Origin of the sequence: Microbacterium paraoxydans (assembly GCF_018224615.1) — a bacterium.
Taxonomy (GTDB): domain Bacteria; phylum Actinomycetota; class Actinomycetes; order Actinomycetales; family Microbacteriaceae; genus Microbacterium; species Microbacterium paraoxydans_B.
On sequence record NZ_JAGTUK010000001.1, the window covers coordinates 558633 to 582269 of the forward strand.

Consider the following 23637-nt stretch of genomic DNA (forward strand, 5'->3'; position numbering starts at 1 on the left):
AGCGAGAAGAGGGGATGCCGATACGGCATCCCCTCTTCTGCATGTGCGACCGGATATGGCGGCAGCACTTCGCCCTCATCTGTCGACGAAGAAGGGCGAAGTATCGTCGAGCTCTCTAAAATATTGATCTCTTCCGACGGTATTCCTAGCGTGGTTCACCAATAGATAAATGCGCAAGAGATGTTTCCGCTATGCGCCGCGGTATCTGGGGGGAGGCCGCGCGCGAGAAATGTCTCTTCCGAAAAGAAAGGGATGAATTATGCAGTCGAAGACGATCGCGGAGGGGCGCCGTGCGGGAGGCCGGTCGCGCTGGGGTGCGATGTCGCTGGTCTCCGGAGTCGCGGCTCTTCTGATCGCGGCCACCGTCGCCACGCCGGCGTCGGCCGACGAGATCGGCACGGGCTACGGCCGCACCGATTGTTCGAACGGTGCGGCGGCGCGGTTCACGACGCTGCCGCTGTGTCCGCAGCAGCCGTGGGAGAAGACGTTCAAGCGGGTCACCGACGGCCTCCTCAGCGGCGGCACGTCGGAGATCGCGAACAACATGCTGCGGGAGAACTGCGCGCCCGGTCAGGTGAGTCACATCGCTGCCCGGTTCTCCACCGCGCCGACGTGCACCGTGAGGGAGCCCACCGACGGGGAGAAGCTCGGCGCGCGCCTGGGTATGGCCCTGGGCGGCCTCGGCTTCAAGGTCCCCGCTGTCCCGCTCGGAGAGGGGGTGGAGGGCGCGGAGTCCTTCGTCGGCTCCCTGCCCCTCGACGCCGAGACGGTGGCGACGCGGACGGCCTCGCTCACGGCCTCGGGCCTCAAGGCGGGCGCTCAGGCCGTCCCGGGTTCCACCGCCGCGGGCGGTGCGGGTGCGCCGGCGGACGCTCCGCAGGAGAGCCAGGGGCAGGGCGCGGGCGTCGATCAGAGCCAGGGTGCGTCGAACCAGCCGGAGAGCGTCTGGGGACAGCAGGGCTGGAATGACCAGGGGGAGTGGGTCGATCAGCCGCAGACCAGCGGCTTCTGACCCCCCGGCGCGTCAGCGCCGTTGAACCGTCGGCCCCCGGTCATCGCCTCGCCAGGATGCCCGGGGGCCGACCCTTGCTCGCGCACGTGCAGTGGCGGCACGGTGTCTCGGTCTGCGGTCGATTCCTGCGGATGATCCGCCGGTGTCTTTCTGGCCGCTCGGGCCGCGACAATTGTGCGCGGCGATTTCCGTCCGGATCGCCGCAATGGACCAGTGAATCGCGCCCTCGGGGTGGGCATATTGCCATTCACAATGGTGCGGAATAGCGTGTGAGCGAAACGCGCCGTCGATAGTCCGAATTGCGCATGATCTGACCCCCGCGCTTGTTGCCGATGGTCACTTTATGCGCAGATTCCGTGCTGTCGCGGCCGGAAAGGAATGATGATGATGATGAAGAAGAAGACGACAATGCGCAGTGGGGACTGGCGGGAATGTGCACCGCGGTGGGGTGCGATTTCCGCGGCGGCAGGGGTGGCAGCGCTGGCCTGTGCCGTCGCCGTCGGATCCCCGGCTCTCGCTGACGCGGGTGACGACTCGGGGTACGGGTCGAGTTCGTTCAGCGGCGACGGCTGGGGCACGTCCTGGCAGTGGCCTTCCGCCCCGCAGGGCGGCGGCGATCAGCAGGGGTCGCAGCCGGCGCAGCCGCAGCAGTCCTCGCCGCAGCAGTTTGCCCCGCAGCCGTTCGCGCCGCAGCAGACCTCGCCGCAGCAGGCCCCGGCCAGCCCGATGGACCGCGAGGACTACCTTCGGAGCACGGCGCACTTCCAGGGTGTTCCGTTCCAGGAGTATGTGCAGAACAAGGCGCAGTGGGACCAGCGGGATCAGCAGGAGCTGCTGCGGCTGGCACAGGAGGACGCCGCTCCGCAGCAGCAGCAGGCGCAGCCGCAGGATGTTCCGCAGACGCAGCAGCAGCCACTCTCGGAGCGGGAATACTGGAGGCAGAACCGCATCGCGCCCTGGGACAAGGATGTGATGGCCCCGGAGGCCTACTGGTGGAGCCCGGAGAAGTGGCGGCAGGGCATGACCTTCGAGCAGTTCATGCTGAACAGGCGCCAGCAGCAGGCCGCGAACCAGTAGTGCGCCGTCTCTCCCAGACCCGGCAGTCAGCGTCGTCTTGAGCGGCGCGCCCTCGCCCCCTGAACGTCCAACCCCCGGGCGCTCAGGGGGCGAACCTCATCCGTCGGCGTCTATCCCTGCGCCGTCGTGACGTCGGCGAGGTGACGGGCGTTGTGATTCAGCACCTTCACGATGATGCCGCGGCGGCGCAGCTCGGCGACCGTGCGGGCGCCCTCGTCGCTGTCGCGGCCGAGGGCGGCGATCGTCGCGACCACGAGCACGTCACCGGCCTGGAGGGTGCCGATGAGGCGGGCGATGCGGTCGCTCCAGCTCTCGAGGATGTCGGGCGCCGGGTGGCGGAAGCCCTCGATGGGCACCCCGAAGCGCGTCAGGTCGGCGCGCTGCTCCACGACGGACGGCATGTCGTCGCGGGCGACCACCAGACCCACCAGGCGGGAGCCGTCCGGGCGGGCGAGCCAGAAGTTGCGGTTCTCCTGCAGCTCCGTGAAGCACTTCGGGCACTCGGCAGCCGCGTGCGGCAGGTGCAGCGGGCTCGTCAGCGCCTCATCCACCGATGCCGTGGTCGTGGGTTCGATCGTCTCGCTCATCGCGCACCTCCGAGTCCATTGTGCCCTGTCCGCAACCCGACCGGTGCCCCTCGGGTGTCCTACGGAGTGCCGCCGTTCGCGGCGCTGGTGATCTCGGCCTCCTGCGTCTCGAACGCGGTCGCGGCATCGCGAGCGACCACGCCCGCACCGGCCGTCATGCTCTGCAGCTGCAGCAGCGTGCCCTTGGCCCACATCGCCCAGGTGTCGGCGGCCGCGGAGACGGCGGAGCTGCCGCACGCCCCGAGCGCGAGGTCCACGTCGAGGCTCATGGCCCAGGCCGTGCTCTGCAGCGTGCTGCCGGTGGAACCGACGGCGTCGGAGTCGAACTGGAGATCGGTCATGACGGCTCCTTCACATCATCCGGCGAGTACGTCTCGGTGGGATCGGGCTGGGGGTCGAACAGGCCGATGCTCGCGTCGGAGAGGTCGCACTCCTCGGCCGTGGGGGCGCCCCCGCCAGCCTTGCGATGCTCGCCTCCTGCCGTGACCCTGTACTCCTTGATCTCCCCCACGAGATCGTCGGGGACGTCGGGCTGGTCCGCGGTGAGGAACCAGTTGGTCGCCTCGCACACCCGCACGACTGCTTGCGTGCCGCTCTCTTCGTCGACGGAGAGCGGGATCATCGGCGTCGGCCCGGGGAAGACCCCGAACTCCTCACGCCCGGCTTGGCCGATCTGCGCGTTGTACACCTGCTGGGCGACCAACGCCTGCGTGGTGGACTGCAGCTCCTTTGCGGTGTAATCCCGCGTCACCCAGGCGGTGTTCAGCGCGAGATCGGAGGCGCGAACGGCCTGCACCCACGGGCTGTCTTCGAGCTCGCCCGACGGCGCACCGTCCTGCCAGGCGACCTCTGGCGCTTCCACGCCCGGGGTCGGGGTGCATCCCGCCAGGGCGATGCCGGAGACGACGAGCGCCGCCCACGCGTACTTCCGCTGCATTCTCAATGTCCTTCTGCCCACGAGGTGTTCGCCTCGACGCCGCGCTGATAGTCGCGGAACAACTCGCCGGTGAGTTCTTCGACCTGCGACGGCGTGAGCCCCTCGGTCATCCCGAGCTGCTCCAGCATCTGCCCGAACGTCTCACGGGCCGCGCTCTCGCGACCCTCGGCGCTGTTCTCCTGCTCCTGCAACAGTACTTCGTGCGTGTTGGCCCAGGCGGCCGTGGCCTGGCCCGAGCCCCAGTCGCTGATGCCGCCGACGACCGCGCTCTGGGCCACGTCGATCGCGACGCTGCCGCCTGCGACCAGGACGTCGCCCACGGCGGGGATCGGGATGAGTCCGACGACCGTTCCCACCCCGTCGATCGCCGCCTGCACGGCCTCGTCGTGGCGGGTGGCTTCGGCGAGGGCGGAGCCCGCGGGGGACCCGTCGAGCCAGCCCTGCAGCTCGACCACGCGCTCCAGCAGGTCGGCCTTGACGTCGCTTCCGGCGGGCGCGAGGTCGGCGATCGCGATCAGTGCGTCCTGATACTGACCGACCGACTGCGCCATGACCACGGCGCCCGCAGACGGGGTCTCGCCGTCGCTCCAGGTCGCGGTGCCGAGGAGCTGGGCCAGCATGTTCGGCTCCAGGTTCGGGATCGCCCGGGAGACGTCGTCTGTGCCCACCATGATGTTCATCGAGAACGGCCCGTCGGCGGCGGTCGCATTGCTGTCGCTGATGGCCTCGGAGAAGTACGGCATCGACAGCGAGATGCCCTCGGCGAGCCGGACCTGGCCGATGCTGGTCAGGTTCTCCGGCAGGAAGGCATCGTTCCCGATCAGCGCGGTGACCACGTGCGTCGTGAGGCTCGCGACGCGCTCCCAGGTCTCGGGGTTGTAGGTGTGCGCAGCGTCGGCCGGGCCGCCCGCGGCCTGCTGGGCTCCGGCCCACAGCGCGCTCGGGCCCTCGAAGCCGTCGCCCGAGGTCTCCGCGCCCCAGTCGCGCTCCCCGAACCAGTACTCGATGCGGCCCTCGCCGAGGACCCCGTCGCCGAACGGGTCGTCCTCGGTCGAGGTGAGCCAGTCGAGCGCGGCATCGGGGTAGGTGCCGAGGGTGGAGAAGATGCGCCCCGCGAGGTCATCGACCCGGTTGCCGTCGAGGCCGGTCTGCTCGCCCTCGAGGAACGCCAGCGTGCGGCCGCCCGCGTTCGGCGAGAAGTCGGTCCAGCCGCCGTAGAGCATGCTCGACGGGTCGCGCTCGATGCGGTCGATCTCGTCGGCCATCGCCACGGTCAGGTTCACGCCGAGCGGGTGGTTCTTCTCGTCGGAGAACAGGAAGCCGATCGCGGCGACCGCGCCGCCCACGCTCGACGAGGCGCCGGTGAGCATGCTCTCGGCGAAGTCGCTCGACGTCGACTCGGTCCAGATCTGCGAGCCCGTCGACAGGCCGCCCCGGATCGAGGTGGCCAGCGCGAGAGCGGTCGCTCCGGCGAGTCCGTCGACCATGACCGCGTCGCCGAGGTTGTCGATCATCGAGACGGTGTTCTCGCCGCCGACCTCCAGGAAGAACTGCGACATGACGAACGTGTCGTCACCCCACACGTCGAAGAAGTCCTGCATCGCCTGCAGATTCTCGTCGGTGATGTCGCCCTCGGCGATCTCGTCGGCGACGTTCGCGAACGCGTCGCCGAGGTTGTCGTAGTTCAGGTCGTCGATGTCGTCGATACCCGCGAAGCTCAGGGCCGACTGCATCGCGTCCCAGCGGGCCGAGGCGGGTGGGGCCAGCGCCGCGACCAGGGTGCTGTCGGCGGTCTCGCGCTGCGTGGCGAGCGCCTTGAGCTGGTTCGCCGCCTGGCGCATGTCCGCGAGGCCCGCCGTGGTGCCGCTGGGCACCCACAGTCCGGGCTGCAGCGTGGGGCTGGGCGCGTTGAAGGTGTAGGTCGACAGCGGGAAAAGGCTCTCCTCCTGCTCCGCGGCCTTCCACGTGGCATAGCCGCTCGCGTACGCCTGGTGGGCGGCGGCGGTCGCGGTGCGGATGCGGTCCACCTCGGCCGCATAAGCGGTGAGGGCGGACTGCACCGCGGCGAACTCGGTCGTCAGCTCCGAGCAGAGGGTCTGCGGCTTGGTGAGCGACGAACGGAAGGCGGCGCCGGCGTCTCCGGCCCACACCTCGTCGGTGGTGCTGGTCGCCGCGTTCGCCAGCGCCGAGCGCACGGTCTCGGTCCCGGTGCTGCGGTTGCTCACGCGTGTCGCCGCGTCGTTCACCGCGCCGGTCGCCCCGCGCCCCGGATGAAGATCGTCCCACTGTGCCATGTCGTCGCCCCTCCTCGACGGTGTCCCGTCCGCAGCAAATCTACCGGGGTGGCACAAGCGCGGCGATGGGCAGAACTCCCCATGCGCCGCGAGGATTCGTCAGAGGAGGCCGAGCGCCCGGACGGCGTCGCGCTCCTCCTGCAGCTCGGCCACCGAGGCGTCGATCCGGGCGCGTGCCCCGTGGCTCAGCTCCAGCCCCTCCACGATCCGCCACTCGCCATCGACCGACCGTACAGGGAACGACGACACGAGCCCCTCGGGAACGCCGTACTCGCCGTGCGACACCACGGCCGCCGAGGTCCAGTCGTCGGTGCCGTGTACCCAGTCGCGCACGTGGTCGATGGTCGCGCTCGCCGCCGAGGCCACCGACGAGGAGCCGCGCACCTGGATGATCTCCGCGCCGCGCTTCGCGACCCGGGGAATGAACGTCTGGTCGAGCCATGCCGGCACGTCGCCCACGATCTTCTCCAGCGCCTCCTGCGCGGGCTCCCCGCCGACCGTCGCATGAGACACGTCGGGGAACTGGGTCGCGGAGTGGTTGCCCCAGATCGGCACGCGCCGCACGGTGCGCACGGGGACCCCCAGCGTCTGCGCGAGCTGGGCACGCGCGCGGTTCTCGTCGAGGCGGGTGAGCGCGGTGAAGCGCTCGGCGGGCACGCCGTCTGCTGCGGCCGCGGCGATCAGGGCGTTGGTGTTGGCCGGATTGCCCACCACGGTCACCCGCACATCGGGCGAGGCGTTCGCCGCGATGGCCGCGCCCTGCGGGCCGAAGATGCCGCCGTTCGCCGCGAGCAGGTCGCCGCGCTCCATGCCGGGACCGCGGGGCCGCGCGCCGACGAGCAGCGCGAGGTCGCAGCCATCGAATCCGACAGCGGCGTCGTCCGTCACTTCCACGTGGTCGAGCAGATCGAACGCGCCGTCCTGCAGTTCGAGCGCCGCGCCCTCCGCGGCGCCGAGACCCTGCGGGATCTCCAGCAGCCGCAGTCGCACGTGCTCGTCGGGCCCCAGGAGGTCGCCCGCCGCAATGCGGAACAGCAGCGCGTATCCGATCTGTCCGCCCGCGCCCGTGATGGTGATCGTCGTGGTCATGATCCGAGCCTACGACCGTCGGCGCGGGGGCGCGCGGAGTACCCTCGACGCATGACGTTCAATCCCGATGCGGACCTCTCCGGCAACACCACGCGCCGTCGCGGACGCACGGCGGCGATCGCCGGTGGCACCGGGGTCGGCGTGCTCGGTCTGCTCGCTTTGATCGCCGGCCCGCTGCTGGGCATCGACCTGTCCGGGCTGATCGGCGGGGGCGCTCCGAGCGGCGGTGGCAGCTCCGAGGGTTCGGTGATCGAGAACTGCGACACGGGCGCCGATGCCAACGCCGACGTGGACTGCCGCATGGCGGGCGCGCAGCTCGCCCTCGACACGTTCTGGGAGGACCACGTGGAGGGGTACCGGGCGCCGCAGCTGGTCGTCGTGGACGGTTCCACGCCCACCGCGTGCGGCACCGCGTCGAACGCCGTCGGGCCATTCTTCTGCCCGGGTGACGAGACGGTCTACATCGACCCGACGTTCTTCTCGCTCATGCAACAGCAGTTCGGGGCCACCGCGGGCAACCTCGCGCAGCTCTACATCGTGGGACACGAGTGGGGGCACCACATCCAGTACATCACCGGGGTCATGGAGCGGTACCCCGACAACGGTACGGGCCCGGGAAGCAACGGCGTGCGCACCGAACTGCAGGCCGACTGCTACGCGGGTGCCTGGATCGGACGGATGTCGTCGAGCACGGACCCCAACGGGGTGCCGTACCTGCAGCCGTCCACCGAGGAGCAACGCATCGACGCGCTCAACGCGGCGTCCACGGTCGGCGACGACCACATCCAGGAGCAGTCCGGCTTCGTGAACCCGGAGACCTGGACGCACGGTTCGAGCGAGCAGCGCCAGCGCTGGTTCGCAGAGGGTTATGCCAACGGGCTCGAGGCGTGCGGGCAGGTGTTCACGCTCCCCGCCGAGCAGCTCGATCCGTAGATCCCCGGTCGCGCGAGACCGCTCCGCTACCGTGGAGATCGCACGACCGCACGACCGGCTGGGGGCCGACGATGACCAAGACCGAGGGACTGTACCCGCCCATCGAGCCGTATGACGCGGGCGAGCTGCTCGTGGGCGACGGTCACCGCGTGTACTGGGAGGTCAGCGGCAACCCCGAGGGCAAGCCCGTGGTGTTCCTGCACGGGGGCCCCGGCAGCGGCACGTCCCCGTGGCAGCGCCGGTTCTTCGACCCGCAGGCGTACCGCATCGTGCTGCTCGACCAGCGGGGGTGCGGACGCAGCACCCCGTCGGCGGGCGAACCGGATGCCGACCTGCGTCACATCACCACGGCGCACCTGATCGCCGATCTGGAGCTGCTGCGCAAGAACCTCGGCATCGCGCGGTGGCAGGTGTTCGGCGGATCCTGGGGCAGCGCCCTCGCTCTCGCGTACGCCCAGGCGCACCCCGGGGTGGTGACGGAGCTCGTGCTGCGCGGCATCTTCACGCTCCGCCGCGCCGAGCTGGAGTGGTTCTACGAGGGAGGAGCCGCAGCGCTCTTCCCCGACCTGTGGGAGCAGTTCATCGCCCCGATCCCGGTGTTGGAGCGGTCGCGGCTGATCGAGGCGTACCACCGGCGCCTGTTCGACCCCGACCCGGAGGTGCACGTGCCCGCCGCGATCGCATGGTCGACCTGGGAGGCCGCGACGGTGACGTTGCGCCCCGATCCCGAGCAGATCGCGGCGATGTCCGACCCACGGCGTGCCACGGCTTTCGCCCGGATCGAGAACCACTTCTTCGTACACGGCGGCTGGTGGGACGAGGGGCAGCTGATCGCCGGGGTGGATGCGATCCGGCACATCCCCGCGGTCATCGTGCAGGGCCGACACGACGTGGCGACCCCCATGATGACGGCGTGGGATCTGCACCGCGCGTGGCCGGAGGCCGAGTTCGTCGTGGTCGACGATGCGGGTCATGCCGCCACGGAGCCCGGCATCCGTGCCGCCCTCCGCGCCGCGACCGACCGCTTCCGCTGAGCGCGGGCTGTCGCGGCGTCAGGCGCGCAGCGCCTTCGTCAGGGTCGCGAGGAGTCCGCCGATGCCGCCGCCGGCCCGATGCCGCGTGAGGCCCTCGCTGACCTCCGCGCCCGTGCGCGCCGACACGAACCACGGCGGCTTCGGCAGGATCGTCAGGCGCCCACCACCGTTCACGAGGGGCAGGGAGCGCGGGAACGGCCGGAACGGGCCGCGCAGCACCGAGCGCTCCACGTCGTCGAGCAGCAGCGCGTTGTGCACCACGCCGATGCCGCTGCCCACCTCGCCGATCGTGCTGCCGGGGAAGGCACCCCACGTGAGCGTCGGGGTGATGAAGCCGAACGCGGTCCAGCCGTTGATCGCGATGGAGCCGTAGTGCAGCGCGGTGAGGGCGCGGTCGAAGCCGCTGCCGAGCGCCTTCTCGGTCACCGGGTCGATCAGCAGGTTGGCGCCGAGCGTGCCCTGCAGCTTCTCGTTGGCGTGGGCGACGGCCGCGTCGAGGAAGGCCTGGCCCGTGCCGGGCAGGCTCACCACGCCGAGCACGGGGGCGAAGTACTCGGTGGTCTCGAGTGCTGTGGCGTCGTCGTCGCCGTCGAGCTCCACCAGCAGGCGGTCGCCGAGCACGAGCGCATCGGGGTAGGCGTCGGTGGCGGTCTGCATGCGCGCGGGCGAGCCCGGGTACCACGTGGGGCGCTCCGGGGCGTTGGCGTAGGCCCGGCGCAGGGCGGCGCGGAACGCATCGGCACGGTCCCAGTCGGCGGAGAGGATCACGACCTGCCCCGCGATGCAGTTGTGCCCGCTGTTCTGCAGCCGCATGGTGGCGATGTGCTCGGCCTGATACGCGATGTCGGCGTCGGTCCACGGGCCGGGGACGACGATGATCGGGGAGACGCCGCCGAGCTCCGCCGTGATGGGCTTCTTCAGCAGGGGGCGGTTCTCCCGCCGCCGCCGCTTGGTGGCCGCGGCCCCCTCGCCCGACGACGGTCCCCACACGATCGTGTCGAACGTGGCAGCCGAGCCGGTGATGTGCACGTGCGCGATGCCGGGGTGCTGCGTGAGGTAGGCGCCCGCGGCGGGCCCGCCCCGCATGATCCGCAGGAACCCGGGCTCGATGAGTGGCGCGAGTGCCCGCTTGTACACGGGCACCAGCGGGTCCTGCGTGGGATTCACCTTGAGCAGCGCGGTGCGGTTGTGCGCCAGCAGCTCGTAGAGCACGTCGAGCACGGGGATCGAGGTCACGTTGCCGGCGCCCAGCACCAGTCCCACGCCGCCGGATTGCGTCGGGGTGCGCTGGGCCAGTCCCGCCCTGGCGCGCGCGGTGTTCGGCGTGGTTCCCGGCGTGAGCCACACCTCTCCCGTGAAGCCCGACAGGAGGAAGCGGTCGATGCCCGTGAGGGGGAACGCGTGCACGCGGGCGCGGCCACCCGGGGCGCGGTCGACCTTCACGCCGTCGAGCGGGTTGCGGCCCTCGGCCATCCGGGTGAGCGTGGCGATGGAGGCGTCGAGCGCGCCGAGCACGCTGTACGGTCCGCTGAGCCACTCCTCGCCCCGCAGCGGGTGCCGGGCGTCCAGGCCCTTGGAGGCGGCCGCGGTCCGTGCCCAGTCCTCCGCGGTCGCCGCGACGCTCGTCCGCACCTGTCGCAGCAGGGTCGCGCGCTGGGCCAGGGTGAGCGCGGCCCATAGCTGCGTGCCCGTGTGCAGTTCCTCGATCGCCGTGTCGAAGCGCTCCTGCTCGCCCTCGCCCAGCGGGGGAGCGGTCGGGGTCTTCGCGGCGGTGGCGTCGGAGTCGGGCGTTGTCGTGCTCGCAGGGGTCATCGGCGTCTCCTTCGGACGGTCCCAGCTTAGGCGTCGGCGGTCTGCACGGCCTCGATGTCTGCACGTCGCAGGCGGTACCGGCGGAGCGTCGCGAGGCTCGCCGCCATGAGCGCGGCCGGCAGCACGCTGAAGCTCAGCACGATACCGGCGATCGCGGCGGGCGGCTGCTCGACGGCTTCGCCCGCGACCGTCGAGACGTATCCGGTCGCGGCGAGGGTCAGCGACACCGCGGTGGCTCCGAGTGCGAAGCCCACGGTCTCGCCCGCGGTCCAGATGCCGGTGAACGTACCGGCCTGTCCGGGTCCGCTCGAGCGTTCGTCGTGCGAGATCACGTCGGGGAGCATCGCCATCGGCAACGACTGCAGGCCGGCGTAGGCGATGCCGGCGACCGCGACGGCGGCGTACATCCACGCCCCGGGCGACCACACCGCGGCGACGAGGGACGACGCGGCCAGCAGGAACAGCACGCTCGCGATCGCGAAGGCCCGCTCCTTGCCGAGGCGTCGCGCGACCACGGTCCACGCGGGCGTGGCCAGCAGTGCGGGGCCGACCAGGGCGACGAACACGAGCGTCACGGCGTCCTCCGAGCGCAGCACCCACGTCGCCACGTACTGTGCTCCGGCCAGCATCGTCCCCGTCGCGAGGGCCTGCAGCAGGAAAGTGCCGAGCAGGGCGCGGAACGGCTGGCTGCGGCGCAGAGCCCGGAACCCGGAGAGGTACTGGTCGCGCCACGTGGTCGCTGCGGCATCGGGCATGCGGGCGACGTTGCGGGCCGCTGCGGTGGCGGTGCGCGAGGCGACGAACATGCCGACGCCGATCGCGATTCCCGCCGCGACGCCCATCAGCAGGTATCCGGTCACCGGGTCGGGGCCCGCGGTACGGAGCGCGGGGCCGCCGGCGCCGAACAGCAGGATCGCGGCGGTGAGCACGACCACGCGCCAGCCGAGCAGCCGTGTGCGTTCGTCGTAGCCGGACGTGAGCTCGGCGGGCAGAGCGACGTAGGGCACCTGGAACAGACTGAACGCGGTGGCCGTGGCCAGGAACGCCAGCAGCACGCAGATCGCCCCGGTCACCGGACCCCAGGCGGGCGGCACCGCGAAGGTGAGCGCGAAGAACAGCGGCAGCGTCACGGCACCGAGCACCATGAACCCGCGGCGGGAGCCGGTGCGCGCGAGCTGCCGGTCGGACGCGGCCCCGATCAGCGGATCGATCAGCACGTCCCACACCTTGGCGAGCGTGACGATGAGCCCGGCCGCGAGCGCGGCGACCCCGAGGTTGTCCGTGAGGAAGTAGGTGAGCACCAGACCGGGAAGCGTGGCGTAGCCGCCGGTGCCGACGGAGCCGACCGCGTACAGCGCGATCGTGCGGGGGGACAGCCGGGCGGGGGCGCGGTCGGGTCGAGCCTCGATGCTCATCGCGCCAGTGTAGCGGCGCGATCGGACGGGTCAGATGAGCGAGAGCTCGCGCAGTTTCGACTCCACGTCGGCGTTCGACGGCTCGACGTGGTGGCTCGAGTCGGGGTACACCACGACGGGGATGTTGGTGCGGCCCGAGATGTCCTTCGCGATGTCCGCGGCGGCGGGGTCAGCGACCAGGTCGACGTACGTGTATGCGACGCCGAGCTCGTCGAGCTGCTTCTTGGTGCGGATGCAGTCGCGGCACCAGTCGGCGCCGAACATGGTGATGGTGTCGGAGACGGGTGAGGTCATGCCTCCAGCCTACGTCCGCTCTCGGGGAGCGGCTCCGAAGAAGGCTGCCAGCGCCTCGGCGAGCGGACCAGGCGCTTCTTCGGCCATGTGGTGCCCGCTTTCGATGCCGTGCCCGCGCACGTCGTCGGCCCAGTCCTTCCAGATCTGCACCGGGTCGCCGTAGAGATCCTCCAAGTCGTCGCGGGTCGACCACAGCACGAGCGCCGGCATCCGCAGACGACGCCCCGCCGCGATGTCCGCCTCCTCGTGCGCGCGGTCGATCGTGACGCCGGCGCGGTAGTCCTCCAGCATGGCGCGGATGACGCACGGGTCCTGCACGGCCTGCGTGAACTCCGCGTGGTTCGCGGCGCCCATCGTCGACGGATCCGCCTTCGGCGCGTACCACGCCTCCGGGTCGGCGCCGATCACTCGTTCGGGGATCTCGGGCTGGGCGAAGAAGAACCAGTGCCACCATCGCAGTGCGAACCGTGCGTCCGCTCGTCGGAGGTGCTCGGTGATCGGGAGGCAGTCCAGCAGGGCGACCCGCTCGACGGCATCGGGGGTGTCCAGGGCGAGTCGGAGGGCGACGTAGCTGCCGCGGTCGTGCCCGGCGAGGTGGAAACGCTCGTGGCCGAGGTGGCGGGCCACGTTCCGGATGTCGTCCGCGACCGCGCGTTTGGAGTGGGCGGAGTGGTCGGGCGTGGGAGAGGGCCCGCGCGAGCGCCCGTACCCGCGGAGATCGGGGCAGATGACCGTGAAGCCGCGCGCGGCGAGCAGCGGCGCGACCCGGTGCCACGTGGCGGAGGTGCGCGGATGGCCGTGGAGCAGCACGACCGGAGGGCCGGAGCCGCCGTGCCGCACGAAGATGTCGGAGGTGCCGGTGGCGACGACCTCTGCCGCGAATCCGGGGAACAGCTCGTCGTCGGTCATCGCCCGGGGTCCGCCTCTTCCGGCAGCTCCTCGACCGGGGCGACCACGACGTCCTGCACCTTCCAGTCGAGGTCGGCGATGCCCGCAGCCGCGGCGGACAGCTCGGCCGTGGCGACCTTCCCTCGTCGCGGCACCACGAACGCCTCGATGTGGAACACCTGACCCTGGTCGCGCATGCGCACCGCGGCCTGGGACACCCACGGCCGACTGCGCAGATACGACACGATGTCGGCCGCGAGCGGATGGGGGTTCTTGCTGTCGTACGTGCGGGCGCGCTGGTCCATCAGGTCGACGATCGCGGTGCGGGTGTTGCGGAAACCGTCCCAGATGATGCCGAGCGAGATGAAGAGGGCCGCCGCGCCGTCGAGCCACCAGATGCCGACGCCCACGCCGACCACGCCCACGATCGAGGCGACCGTGGTCTGCCAGTCGGCTTTGGCCATGTCGGCGTCGGCGTAGAGGAGCTTGTTGTGCAGCACGGGCGCGAGCTTCGACTTCGCGGGGCCGTAGAAGAAGACCGGGCCGATGATGACCACCGCCATGACGGCGACCATGAGCCAGCCGAGCCAGATCGTCTGCCCGAACAGCTGCACCGTGCCGATCGTCGGGTGCTCCCCGGCGAGGAGCCCCGTCACCGCCTCGATGGCGAGGTTCAGCCCGACCGCGAGCAGGGCGACTCCGGCCACGAGGTGCCCGACGCCCATGGCTCGATGCAGTCCGTACGGGTGCTTCCGGGTGGGTCGGCGTCGGACGAAGATCAGCGCGGTGAGAAAGGCCACCTGCGGGATGAGCGAGAGCATGTCCTCGATCCATGCCGTGCGCATGGCCTGGGACTCGCCCACCACGAGAGCGATCACCGCGATCGTCACCGAGGTGTAGACGATCGTGAAGACCTCCCACCGCACGGCCTTCCGGATCGCCTGCTGCTGTTCGGCCGGGAGGGTCGTGCGGCCGAACTGGCCGGTTGTCGTCACGATGACCCCACCTTCCGGTCCAGGTACGACTCGAGGGCGGACAGGAACGCGTTCTCACCGAGCGGCACGAGCATCACCAGCTCGCGGTCGCCGGCGCCGTCGATGCCCGGGTAGCCGCGCGTCACCCCGGCCTTGTCGATCCACGGCGTGTCCGGCGTGAGGGCACCCGCGATGAGGTCGAGGTCGCCGCGCTCCAGCATCCGCACGAGGGTCTCTTCCGACGCGACGGTCCACGTGGGGTCGGCGTCGAGGTCGTCGGCGAAGCCTTCCACGAGGTCGACCACGGGTCCGCGCGGTTCGTCACCGGACACATCGACGAGGTCTCCGTCCGGCGAGGTTCCGACGCGCAGCTCCCCGCCCGTGACGGTGTTGAGGGTCCCGTCCGGGTCGGTGGGGACCGTGATCCCGCATCCAGACACGAGTGCGGCGACGAGGAGTCCCGCGATCGCCGCCGCGGCGCGGGCGGCGCGGGGGAGCCGAGATGTGGACGACCTGCTCACGGTGCCCAGCCTGGCGGCGCACCCGGCGGTGGGCAACACTGTTGACGCTGGTCGCCGCGGACGCTAGCCAGACCGGGTCTTGATAGGTAAGGGTAACCTTACCTAGGCTGGAGTCATGAGCAGCGCGTGCGAGCACCGGGACGACCCCCACTGGGATGACATCGAGGGTGCGGTGCTCGTCGCCGGTGATGCGGCCGACGCGAGCGTCATCGCCGAGATCGCGTCGCGGTTGCCGTGGGACGCGCAGGGCGTGATCCTCCTCGAGGCCGCGGCCCGCCTCCAGCTCCGGCACATCGACGCCCCCGCCGGAGTCTCGGTGCGCTGGCTGATCCGCGACGACGGCGTGAGGGCGCACGCACGCGGCGAACGCCTGGCGAACGCCGTGCACGCGTGGTGTGTGGAGTGGACGTGTAGTGAGCCGCCCGAGCACTGGACGGTGTGGCTCGGCCCGCATACCCCTCCGCACGTGGCGCGGATGGCGAGGAGCCTCCTCGGCATCGCGAACTGAGCAGGCGATCGAGCACGGCGCAGACGGAGGGCGCCCTCCCCGAGTGGATCGGGAAGGGCGCCCTCGCGTCGTGAGCTCAGCCTTGCGGCATGGTCAACCCGAGCTCGAAACTCAGGTCCGGTGTCAGGCGGTAGTTCGCGTGCACGGACGCCGCCAGGACGTTCTCGCCCTTCACCAGCAGTTTCGCCGGCACCGTGAACGTGACCCGGTGCGCCGCCGCTCCCGTGGCCCGGGGCGAGGCCGTGGCATACGTGTCTGCCGTGATCGCGCCGTCGGGGAGGTTGCTGCGCCCGAGCTCGACGCCGTTGAGGTAGAGCACCACGCCGTCGTCTGCGATCACTGTGACCGTGCCGTCGTGCACGGCCGCGGGGTCGTCCACCGTGAACGAGTGACGGAACTGCGCGCTCAACGGCGGGGTGTCGCCGTCCGTGGCGAGGTCGGTGGTCGCGGAGGTGACGCCGCGACCGAACAGCGCCGCGCCGCTGTTCCAGCCCGCGTCGTCGTACCCGGGGGTGTTCCAGTCCGCCGGCAACGGATCGTTCGCGGAGCGCCACGACCACGTCGAGCCTTCCGGCACGCTCACCGCCTCCCCCGCCGGATCCGCGCCGTCGTCCGGGCGCGCGTCGGCGTCGGGCTGCGGCGCAGCACCCTGGTCGGGGTCGTCAGCGGGGTCCTCTTCCGGCTTCTGCTCGGCAGCGCGGGCCGCCGTCGTGGTCGCCGTCGCCGTGACGGCTGGCGAGGTCGCGCCGTCCGCACCGACCGCCGTCACGCCGTACTCGTAGGCCGTCGCCGCTGTGAGACCGGTGTCCGTGAACGTCGTCTCCGGTGCGGTGACGGTCCCGACCTTCTCGCCGTCGCGGGTGATGACGTACGTTGCCGCCGCATTCATGCTCGACGGTGCTTTCCACGACAACGTCGCCGAATCGGCCGTCGCCGTGGCCTCCAGGGCGGTCACTGCGCCCGGCGCCGTGGAGCGCTGCGCCGTGAACGCCAGATCGAAGCCGAGGTCCGGCGTCGCGCGGTAGTTCGCGTGCACCGAGGCCGCCAGCACGTTGGTGCCGTCGACGAGGGCACCCGCCGGCACCGTGAACACGGTCCTCGACCCCGATGCGGTGTTCTGCGAGACGACGGCGGTGGCGGTCGTGTTCTGCGTCGGCGTGCCGTCCGGCATCCGCACGCGCCCCAGCTCCTTTCCGTTCAGGTAGAGGATCACTCCGTCGTTCGCGACGACCGAGATCGTGCCGTCCACCACCGAGGCGGCGTCCTGCACCGCGAAGCGCTTCCGGAACTGCGCGCTGATCGGCTTCGTCTCCGCGTCGGACGGATCGAGGTCCGTCGCCGCGCCGCTGACACCGCGGCCGAACAGCGCCTTCCCGACCGCCCAGTCCGCGTCGTCGAAGTCGGTCGCCGCCCAGTCGGACGGGAGGGGATTCGTGGACGATCGCCACGACCAGGAGTCACCGTTGCCGATGAGGGTCAGCATCGACTCCGGAGCGGGCTCGACCGTGAAGGCGGCCGTGCTCGCGGAGCGGTTGCCGACGGCATCCCTCGCGCGCACGTACCAGTCCGTCGGGTGGTCCGTGACCGGCGCCGTGTACGTCGCCGCCGTCGTGGTCGCGACCACGCGGTTGCCCCGCAGCACCTCGTAGACGACCCGGCCGCTGTCGTCGGTGGAGCCACCCCACGTGAGCACCTGCTGGTCGCCGCTCGCCGAGGGCGTCGATGAGATCGCCCCCGGTGTCGTGGGGGCGGTGCTGTCGCGCGGGGCGAAGCGGATGAAGCCGCCCGACCACTGGTTGACGCTGCCCGCGCGCACCGAGTCGGTGAGATCGCCGCCGACCCACAGCGTGCCGGTGCTGTCGAAGAACGAGCCCCAGACTCCCTGACCGGCGCGCGACCTCACCACCGGCGACCAGTCGGGGATGTAGTGGCCGGTCGCGGCATCCCAGGCGCCGGCGAGATTGATCTTGTCGACCTCGGTCCACGGTTCGGTGATCTCGCGCTTGAGGTATTTGTCCTGGTAGACCTCGTCGCCGCAGTGGCACCCGGCGATCACCACGGAGCCGTTGGTCTCCACCGTCTGCATGTCGCCTCCCTCGTGCGCGATCGAGCCGCTGAGGAGCTGGAACGTGGCACGGTCGTAGGAGAACAGCGAGTGCTGCGAGCCGCCCAAGTACACCCGGTCGCCGACCTCGGCCACACCGTTCTGCCAGATGCTCCCGAGGTAGTTGCCGTTCGCGTCGATCGTGGCTTCGCTGAACGTCGGCACCCACAGGGGCGAGACCAGCGGGGCGCCGGGGACGGTCTGCAGGGCGACGGCGCTCGGAGTCGAGGTCGCCTGCTTCCGCGTGAAGTAGCCCGAGAAGTACGTCCGGTCGCCGCGATCCGAGGCGTCGACCGCGACGGCCGTGCCATTGAGGTTCGCGTTCCAGTTCGCGTCCGGTGTGCTCGTCGCGAGCACGATCCTCCCGCCGTTCCACGCGCTCGCGCTGCGTCCGGATCCCACGGCCGTGAGGTGCGTCATCGCGCCGGCCACATACAGGTAGCCGTCCTGTACGTCGAGGTCGTGCACGGAGGGGACGGCGCCGGTGACCCGGCTCTGCACGGCGACCTGGGGGCCCGACAGCTGCCCGGTCGCCGGGTCGAGGAAGGCGAGTCCGACCTGCGGGGTGCCGTCCACCACGGTGAACTGACCGCCCACGGCCACACGCCCGTCGGGCAGCGCGGCGATGGCCTTGACCTGACCGTTCAGCTGCGGGCGGAACGTCGACACCCATTGACCGGTGTTCACGTCGAAGCCGGCGAGGTACGGCTGTTCGACGCGACCGGCGCCGTCTCGGGACTGCTGCACGTCCCGGAAGTTGCCGCCCGCGAACACCGTGTTGCCGACCTGACCGAACTCAGCCACCTCGACATTGAGCTCCCCGTCTCTGCCGTTTGCGAGACCGGAGACGCCCCAGACGGTGCGCTGCGCATTGCTGTCCGGGATGGGGCGGAGCGTCGAGGCATGCGTTCCGGCCGTGGAGACCGTGCCGAAATCGAGGTCGGCGAGCCGCAGCTGCGGACGCACGAACATCTGGGCGAACGGGATGGCGAAACCGGCCCCCGCCGGTGCCCACAGGTACGACGTCGGGTCGTCCTGCCCGGTGACCTCGGCGCCGTACGACCAGCCCATCAGGAACCGGTGCGACTGGCGCTGCGCGAAGTAGGAACCGTTCCATCCCGTGTCGTGCCCGAAGCCCGACTGCGACGTTCCGCCCCACCCGACCGAGCCGGTCCATCCGCCCGTTCCGGAGAACTCCCCGATGATCCAGTCCTTGATCGGGTTGCCTCCGGCCATGGTCCAGTTCCAGCGGTCGCGCCGCGCGAGGCTGAAGCGGACCTCCTGCCACCGGCTGCCGTCGACCGATGCGGCCCGGTGCACGCGGATGCTGTCCGGCGGGAGCTGGTCCGGCCGTCCACCGTTGAGCAAACCGTCGACGGTCTTCGCCGGCAGCTGCGCGGGCTTGAACGCGGCCGTTCCCGAGGGCGTCGTGACGATCTCCCGCGGTGTGCCGAGGCCGTTGTAGTTCTCCTTCCACCCCTCGCGTCCGCGACCGATCATCGCCCACCCGCCGCCCAGCGTGGTCTGATCGCAGTAGAACTGCTGGGGGTAGACGAGGGCGGGAGTGACGAGCCAGTAGACCCCGTCCTCGGAAGCGGGGTCGTTCTGCTTGATCTCCCAGCAGGAGGCGGCGGCCGTCTCCTGAGTGAGACCGTCTGGCGCGCCCGTGCGGGCCGGTACCTCCTCGGCCGCGGATGCGCCGAGCGGTGTGAGGAGCGCGCCCGCCAGGACCGCGATCGTCGCGATCCCCACGAGGGCGCCCGCGCGCGCGGAGCCCCTGTGCGTGCTGATGGTCATCGATGTTCCTTTCTGATGGGGGAGGGGTGCGGCCTCGTGTCAGCCGCGTGCCATGGTCATGGCGAGGTCGAAGCTCAGGTCGGGTGTGGTCCGGTAGTTCGCGTGCACCGACGCGGCGAGCACGTTCGTGCCTTTCACGAGCAGCCGAGCGGGTACGAGGAACGAGACGCGCCGGTCCGAGGCGCCCCGCGAGCCTGCCGACGCGGAGGCGAACGTGTTCTGGCTGATCGCGCCACCCGGCATGCGCGCGCGGCCGAGCTCGACGCCGTTCAGGTACACGACCACACCGTCGTCGGCGATGACCGTGACCATGCCATCGCGCACGGTGTCGGGGTGGGTCACCGTGAACTCGTGGCGGAACTGCGCGCTGACCGGCGGGGGAGCCTGGTGGGCGGGGTCGATGTTGGTGGCCGCACGGACTCCGCGGCCGAGGAGGGCGGTGCCTGTGGCCCAGCCGGACGCGTCGTATCCGAGGGCGTTCCAGCTGGCGGGAAGTGCGTCGTTCGTATACCGCCATGACCAGGAGGAGCCGTTTGCGATCGCGATCGGTGCGTCCGCGGTGGTGCTGGCCTGGAGTTCTGCGGCCGTCGACGCCTGTCCATCGGCCGCGACGGCAACCACGGTGTAGCGGTGTCCGGTCGAGGCGGGAAGGTCGCCGTCGGAGAAGGCCGCGGTCGGCGCGGCGACGACACCCACTTGCCGCCCATCACGACGGATCACGTACGAGGCGGGAGGCGTCCCCCCTGCGGGCGCCCGCCAGGCGAGCGCAATCGTGTCGGCGGTGGCCGTCGCCGCGAGTCCCGTCACGGGTTGGGGCGGTGCGGCGCGCTCGCCGACGAGGGCGAGGTCGAATCCGAGCGCGGGTCGCGCCCGGTCGGCCGTGTGGACGGAGACGGCGAGGACATTCGTGCCCTCGACCAGCGCCCCCGGAGGGATCGGTATGACGACCCTGCCACTGACCGCGTCGGACGGTGAGACGGCCTCGGTTGCGAGAGTGTCGTCCGCGATCGGCCCGTCGGGCATGCGGACGCGGCCGAGCTCCCGACCGTTGAGCGTGAGCACGGCGCCGTCGTCGGCGATCACGGAGGCGATCGCGTTCGTCACGGTGGCGGCGTTGCGTACCTCGAACGACTTGCGGAACTGTGCGCTCGGCGCACGGCCTCCACCACGGCTCAGCGTGGTGGCGGCCTCACGCACCCCGGCGCCGAACAGCCCGGGACCGGTACGCCAGGACGAGTCGTCGAACCCCGGACGTGTCCAATCGGAGGGAGCCGCGGTCGCGGAGTAACGCCACGCCCACGTATCCCGATCGGCGATGAACGTGAGGTCGGCGGCCGACGGCGGCTGGACGATGAAAGCCGAGGTGCCGGCCGAACGGTTGCCGGCGGTGTCCCGCGCCCTCACCTGATATGCGGTGGGATCGGCGGTGATCGGCACGCTGTAGGTCGTTGCCGTCGTGGTGGCGATCACGCGGTTGCCGCGCATGACCTCGTACCGCACGGTGGCGGCATCGGTGGACGGCCCCCAGGTCAGCACGGCCTGCTCGCCCCCGGCGACCGGCGTCGAGGTGATCGGGCCGGGGGTGCTGGGCGGCGTGCTGTCGCCCGGAGCGAACCGGGCGAAGCCGCCGGACCACTGCGTCCGGTCGCCGGCGCGCACTGAGCGTTCCAGGTCACCGCCGACCCACAGGGCGCCAGAACTGTCGACGAACGTGCGCTGCACACCGAAGCCGCCGGCGAATCCGAGCCGCGGTGCCCACTCGGGAAGGAAGACGCCGGTGGCCGCGTCCCAGGCGCCGAGGTACTCGAGCCGATCGACCTGGAGCGCCGTCGCGTGCCTCTTGCGCGTCTTCCGCTTCAGTGTCTCGCCCTGGTATTGGTACGTGTAGCGCCCGCACGCGCAACCTCCGATCACCACGGAGCCCGCAGTGATGGCGTTCTGGAAGTCGGAGCCGGCGCCGGCGGTCGACCCGGTCAGAACGCGGAGCGTCGTGCGGTCGTACGCGGCGAGCGATCGGCGGGTCGAGCCGACGTACACGCGCCCACCCGCCTCCACCACCGTGTGCGCTGGCGTGCCGGCGGCGCTGAACGCCGGCGCCCATAGCGGGGTCACCGGAGCCGCCCCGGGCGTGGTCTGCACGGCTGCGGCGCTCTTGGACGCGCTCCGGTGCGTGGCGCTGAAGTATCCCGAGAAATAGGTGCGGTCACCCTGGTCGGACGCGTCGACCGCCAGGGCGGTCCCGTTCAGGTCGGGGTTCCAATCCGGGTCGGGGAGGCCGGTGGCGAGGTCGACGCGTCCACCGTTGCCCGCCGCTGCCCCGGTGCCGGAGGACGGAGCGGATAACCGCGTGAACGACCCGGCCATGTAGAGGTACCCGCCCTGCACATCGAGTGCCATCACCGCAGGAGTCCGCGCCGCCTCCTGCTGTTCCACCGTTACCTGGGCGCCGGACAACCGACCGGTCGTCGGGTCGACCAAGGCGAGTCCGGGCTGATGCGCGCCGTCGACCGTCGTGAACCGTCCGCCGATCGCCAGGCGGCCGTCGGGCAGCGCGGCGAGGGCGTCGACCTCCCCGTCGAGCTCGGGCCGGAACCGCGGAAGCCACTCTCCGGTCGTCACGTCGAACGCGGCGAGGTACGGCTGCTCCCCACGCCCGATGCCGGATTCGGTGTGCTGGACATACCGGAAGTCCCCACCCGCGAACACGCTCGGCCCGACCTGGGTGAAGGCGTGGACGACGGCGCTCGCATCCTCATCCTCCGCGGCCTGCGTGACGCCCCACTGCGTCTTCATCGCGGTACTGCGCGGAAGGGCCCGCACCGGTGAGGCGGGCGCGCCCGTATCCGCTGCCGCCGGGAACGCCAGGTCCGAGAGGCGAAGCGTCGGGCGAAGGAACACCTGAGCGAACGGGATCGCGGAGCCCTCACCCGCCGGCGCCCAGAGATACGAGGAGGCGTCGCTCGTGCCGGTCACGGTGCGGCCATACGCCCACCCGGCCTTCTTCTTGTGCGACGCTCGCCGAACGAACGACGAGGAGTGCCAGCCGTCGCCCTCGCCGAAACGGCGGGTGCTGCCGCCCCTCCCGCTGGTGCCGTCGAACACCCAGTTGCGCAGCGGGTTGGCGCCGCCCATGGCCCAGTTCCAGCGGTCGCGCTGCTGGAAACGGAACCGTACCTCCTGGCGGTAGGTCCCGTCGATCGAGGACGAACGTCGTACCCGCACGCCGTCGGGCAGCTTGTCGACGCGGCCGCCGTTCAGGAGGCCGTCGACGGACTTCGCGGGGAGCTGCACGGGAGTGAAGGCGCCCGGGCCGTCGGGTGTCTCGGCGAGCTGCGCTGCCGTGCCCTTTCCGGCGTAGTCTTCCGTCCACCCCTCCCGGCCGCGGCCGATCAGTACCCAGCCGCCGCCGTACTCTTCCTGGGCGCAATAGAACTGCTGCGGGGCGACGAGTGCCGGTGTCACGAGCCAGTAGACGCCGTCCTTCGAGTCCGGGAAGTTCTGCTTGATCTCCCAGCACGATGCGGCCGCGGTCTCGGACGAGCGCCCATCCGGCGAGACGTCGGCAGCACCGGCGGCTGTGATGGCCGTGGCCGCGTCGGCCGTCGGCGTCAGCAGTGAGCCGATCACGGCGACCGCAGCGCTTAGTGCCACGAGCGCACGTACTGCTCCATTCCCCCACCGAGTCGCGTCGGTTCGCATGTTTCCTTCCGGAGTGATCCGCGGCGAAACGCCGTTCGGCGTCGTTCCCGGGTGGGGGTTCCCGGTGCTCGGATGGCGCCTCAGGCGCTGCGTCGGAGCGTGCTGGCAAGCAACGCTCGGAAAGCTGCGCGCACCCTCGGTTCATGGCACGAGTAGCGCGCTTCGGGGCGGACGCCGGTGTCCGCCCCGAAGGGTTGCGTCAGCGGGTCGACGCTGCGGTGGCGCCGGCCGCGTTCGCGGTGATGGCGTCGAGTGCGCGGCGGAGCGCAGAGCTGGACGTGTGTGCGGTGTACGGGAAGTACACGACCTCCACGCCGACCTCGGCGAACTCCCGCTCGAGGCGCAGACCCTTCTCCGTGCCGCGCCAGTCGTCCCCCTTGAAGAAGTGCGTGAATCGCACGTCTTTCCAGGAGTCCATCTTCGATGGCGTGGTCTCGATGTAGACGTCGTCGACGAACGAGATGTGCTTGACGATCTCCGCTCGTTCAGCGGTCGGGATGACGGGCTCGATGCCCTTGACCTCCCGCAGCATCTCGTCGCTCACGACGCCCGCGATCAAGATGTCGCAGTGCTGCTTGGCATGCCGGAGCAGATTCAGATGCCCCACATGGAAAAGGTCGAAAGCTCCGACGGCATAGCCGATTCGCGTCCCCATGATCTCC

19 protein-coding genes are annotated in these 23637 nt (G+C 70.9%); 5 read left to right on the forward strand and 14 right to left on the reverse strand.

Features of this window, described 5'->3' with window-relative positions; genetic code table 11:
* The first annotated feature begins 259 nt into the window (after positions 1–259).
* Together KE274_RS02585 and KE274_RS02590 are read left to right on the forward strand one after the other, a co-directional pair.
* On the forward strand, positions 260–1012 hold the full coding sequence (locus KE274_RS02585; RefSeq protein WP_211540985.1) for a hypothetical protein: 753 nt from the start codon (positions 260–262) through the stop codon (positions 1010–1012).
* A gap of 471 nt (positions 1013–1483) precedes the next feature.
* The gene (locus KE274_RS02590; protein WP_211540989.1) at positions 1484–2089 is read left to right on the forward strand and encodes a hypothetical protein; all 606 of its coding nucleotides are present in this window, start codon (positions 1484–1486) and stop codon (positions 2087–2089) included.
* Positions 2090–2199: 110 nt separating this feature from the next.
* Here the strand turns inward: KE274_RS02590 and KE274_RS02595 are convergent, their stop codons facing one another.
* The 5 genes from KE274_RS02595 to KE274_RS02615 form a co-directional block, all read right to left on the reverse strand.
* The gene (locus KE274_RS02595) at positions 2200–2676 is read right to left on the reverse strand and encodes a recombinase family protein (protein ID WP_211540990.1); all 477 of its coding nucleotides are present in this window, start codon (positions 2674–2676) and stop codon (positions 2200–2202) included.
* Positions 2677–2735: 59 nt separating this feature from the next.
* Positions 2736–3017, reverse strand: coding sequence for a hypothetical protein (locus tag KE274_RS02600; RefSeq protein WP_211540991.1), 282 nt, complete (start codon positions 3015–3017; stop codon positions 2736–2738).
* Entirely contained in the window at positions 3014–3613 is a 600-nt protein-coding gene (locus KE274_RS02605; protein ID WP_211540993.1) for a hypothetical protein, read from the reverse strand. Before KE274_RS02605 ends, KE274_RS02600 begins: the two co-directional genes overlap by 4 nt.
* 2 nt (positions 3614–3615) lie before the next feature.
* Positions 3616–5907 (reverse strand): hypothetical protein, encoded by a 2292-nt coding sequence (locus KE274_RS02610; RefSeq protein WP_211540995.1) that lies wholly within the window; start codon positions 5905–5907, stop codon positions 3616–3618.
* 99 nt (positions 5908–6006) lie between these two features.
* On the reverse strand, positions 6007–6996 hold the full coding sequence (locus KE274_RS02615) for a malate dehydrogenase (protein ID WP_211540997.1): 990 nt from the start codon (positions 6994–6996) through the stop codon (positions 6007–6009).
* A gap of 51 nt (positions 6997–7047) precedes the next feature.
* On the opposite strand from KE274_RS02615, the gene ypfJ reads away from it, so the two are divergent.
* A complete protein-coding gene (ypfJ, locus tag KE274_RS02620) occupies positions 7048–7929 on the forward strand; it encodes a KPN_02809 family neutral zinc metallopeptidase (protein WP_211540999.1) in 882 nt (293 codons plus the stop codon).
* A gap of 71 nt (positions 7930–8000) precedes the next feature.
* Positions 8001–8963 carry a prolyl aminopeptidase gene (gene pip, locus KE274_RS02625; protein WP_211541001.1) on the forward strand — a complete coding sequence of 321 codons (963 nt, stop codon included), beginning with the start codon at positions 8001–8003 and terminating at the stop codon, positions 8961–8963.
* A gap of 18 nt (positions 8964–8981) precedes the next feature.
* Here pip and KE274_RS02630 read toward each other — a convergent pair whose 3' ends face one another.
* The 6 genes from KE274_RS02630 to KE274_RS02655 are packed head-to-tail and all read right to left on the reverse strand — an operon-like array spanning position 8982 to position 14867.
* Entirely contained in the window at positions 8982–10775 is a 1794-nt protein-coding gene (locus tag KE274_RS02630) for an aldehyde dehydrogenase family protein (RefSeq protein ID WP_211541003.1), read from the reverse strand.
* Positions 10776–10801: 26 nt separating this feature from the next.
* On the reverse strand, positions 10802–12190 hold the full coding sequence (locus KE274_RS02635) for an MFS transporter (RefSeq protein WP_211541005.1): 1389 nt from the start codon (positions 12188–12190) through the stop codon (positions 10802–10804).
* Between the two features lie 30 nt (positions 12191–12220).
* On the reverse strand, positions 12221–12484 hold the full coding sequence (locus KE274_RS02640) for a glutaredoxin family protein (RefSeq protein ID WP_211541007.1): 264 nt from the start codon (positions 12482–12484) through the stop codon (positions 12221–12223).
* Positions 12485–12493: 9 nt separating this feature from the next.
* Positions 12494–13393 carry an alpha/beta fold hydrolase gene (locus KE274_RS02645; RefSeq protein WP_211541009.1) on the reverse strand — a complete coding sequence of 300 codons (900 nt, stop codon included), beginning with the start codon at positions 13391–13393 and terminating at the stop codon, positions 12494–12496.
* Positions 13390–14367, reverse strand: coding sequence for a cation transporter (locus KE274_RS02650; RefSeq protein ID WP_307872127.1), 978 nt, complete (start codon positions 14365–14367; stop codon positions 13390–13392). Before KE274_RS02650 ends, KE274_RS02645 begins: the two co-directional genes overlap by 4 nt.
* A complete protein-coding gene (locus KE274_RS02655) occupies positions 14364–14867 on the reverse strand; it encodes a hypothetical protein (protein WP_249185824.1) in 504 nt (167 codons plus the stop codon). The genes KE274_RS02650 and KE274_RS02655 overlap by 4 nt, the downstream gene beginning before the upstream one ends.
* 115 nt (positions 14868–14982) lie before the next feature.
* On the opposite strand from KE274_RS02655, the gene KE274_RS02660 reads away from it, so the two are divergent.
* Positions 14983–15375 carry an SIP domain-containing protein gene (locus tag KE274_RS02660; RefSeq protein WP_211541011.1) on the forward strand — a complete coding sequence of 131 codons (393 nt, stop codon included), beginning with the start codon at positions 14983–14985 and terminating at the stop codon, positions 15373–15375.
* Positions 15376–15451: 76 nt separating this feature from the next.
* Here the strand turns inward: KE274_RS02660 and KE274_RS02665 are convergent, their stop codons facing one another.
* From KE274_RS02665 to KE274_RS02675, 3 genes are all read right to left on the reverse strand, one after another.
* Positions 15452–19276 carry a fibrinogen-like YCDxxxxGGGW domain-containing protein gene (locus tag KE274_RS02665; RefSeq protein WP_211541013.1) on the reverse strand — a complete coding sequence of 1275 codons (3825 nt, stop codon included), beginning with the start codon at positions 19274–19276 and terminating at the stop codon, positions 15452–15454.
* Positions 19277–19315: 39 nt separating this feature from the next.
* Complete coding sequence (locus KE274_RS02670) at positions 19316–22927, reverse strand: fibrinogen-like YCDxxxxGGGW domain-containing protein (RefSeq protein ID WP_211541015.1); 3612 nt, start codon at positions 22925–22927, stop codon at positions 19316–19318.
* 247 nt (positions 22928–23174) lie between these two features.
* A complete protein-coding gene (locus KE274_RS02675) occupies positions 23175–23630 on the reverse strand; it encodes an adenylyltransferase/cytidyltransferase family protein (protein ID WP_211541017.1) in 456 nt (151 codons plus the stop codon).
* Between the last annotated feature and the right edge of the window lie 7 nt (positions 23631–23637).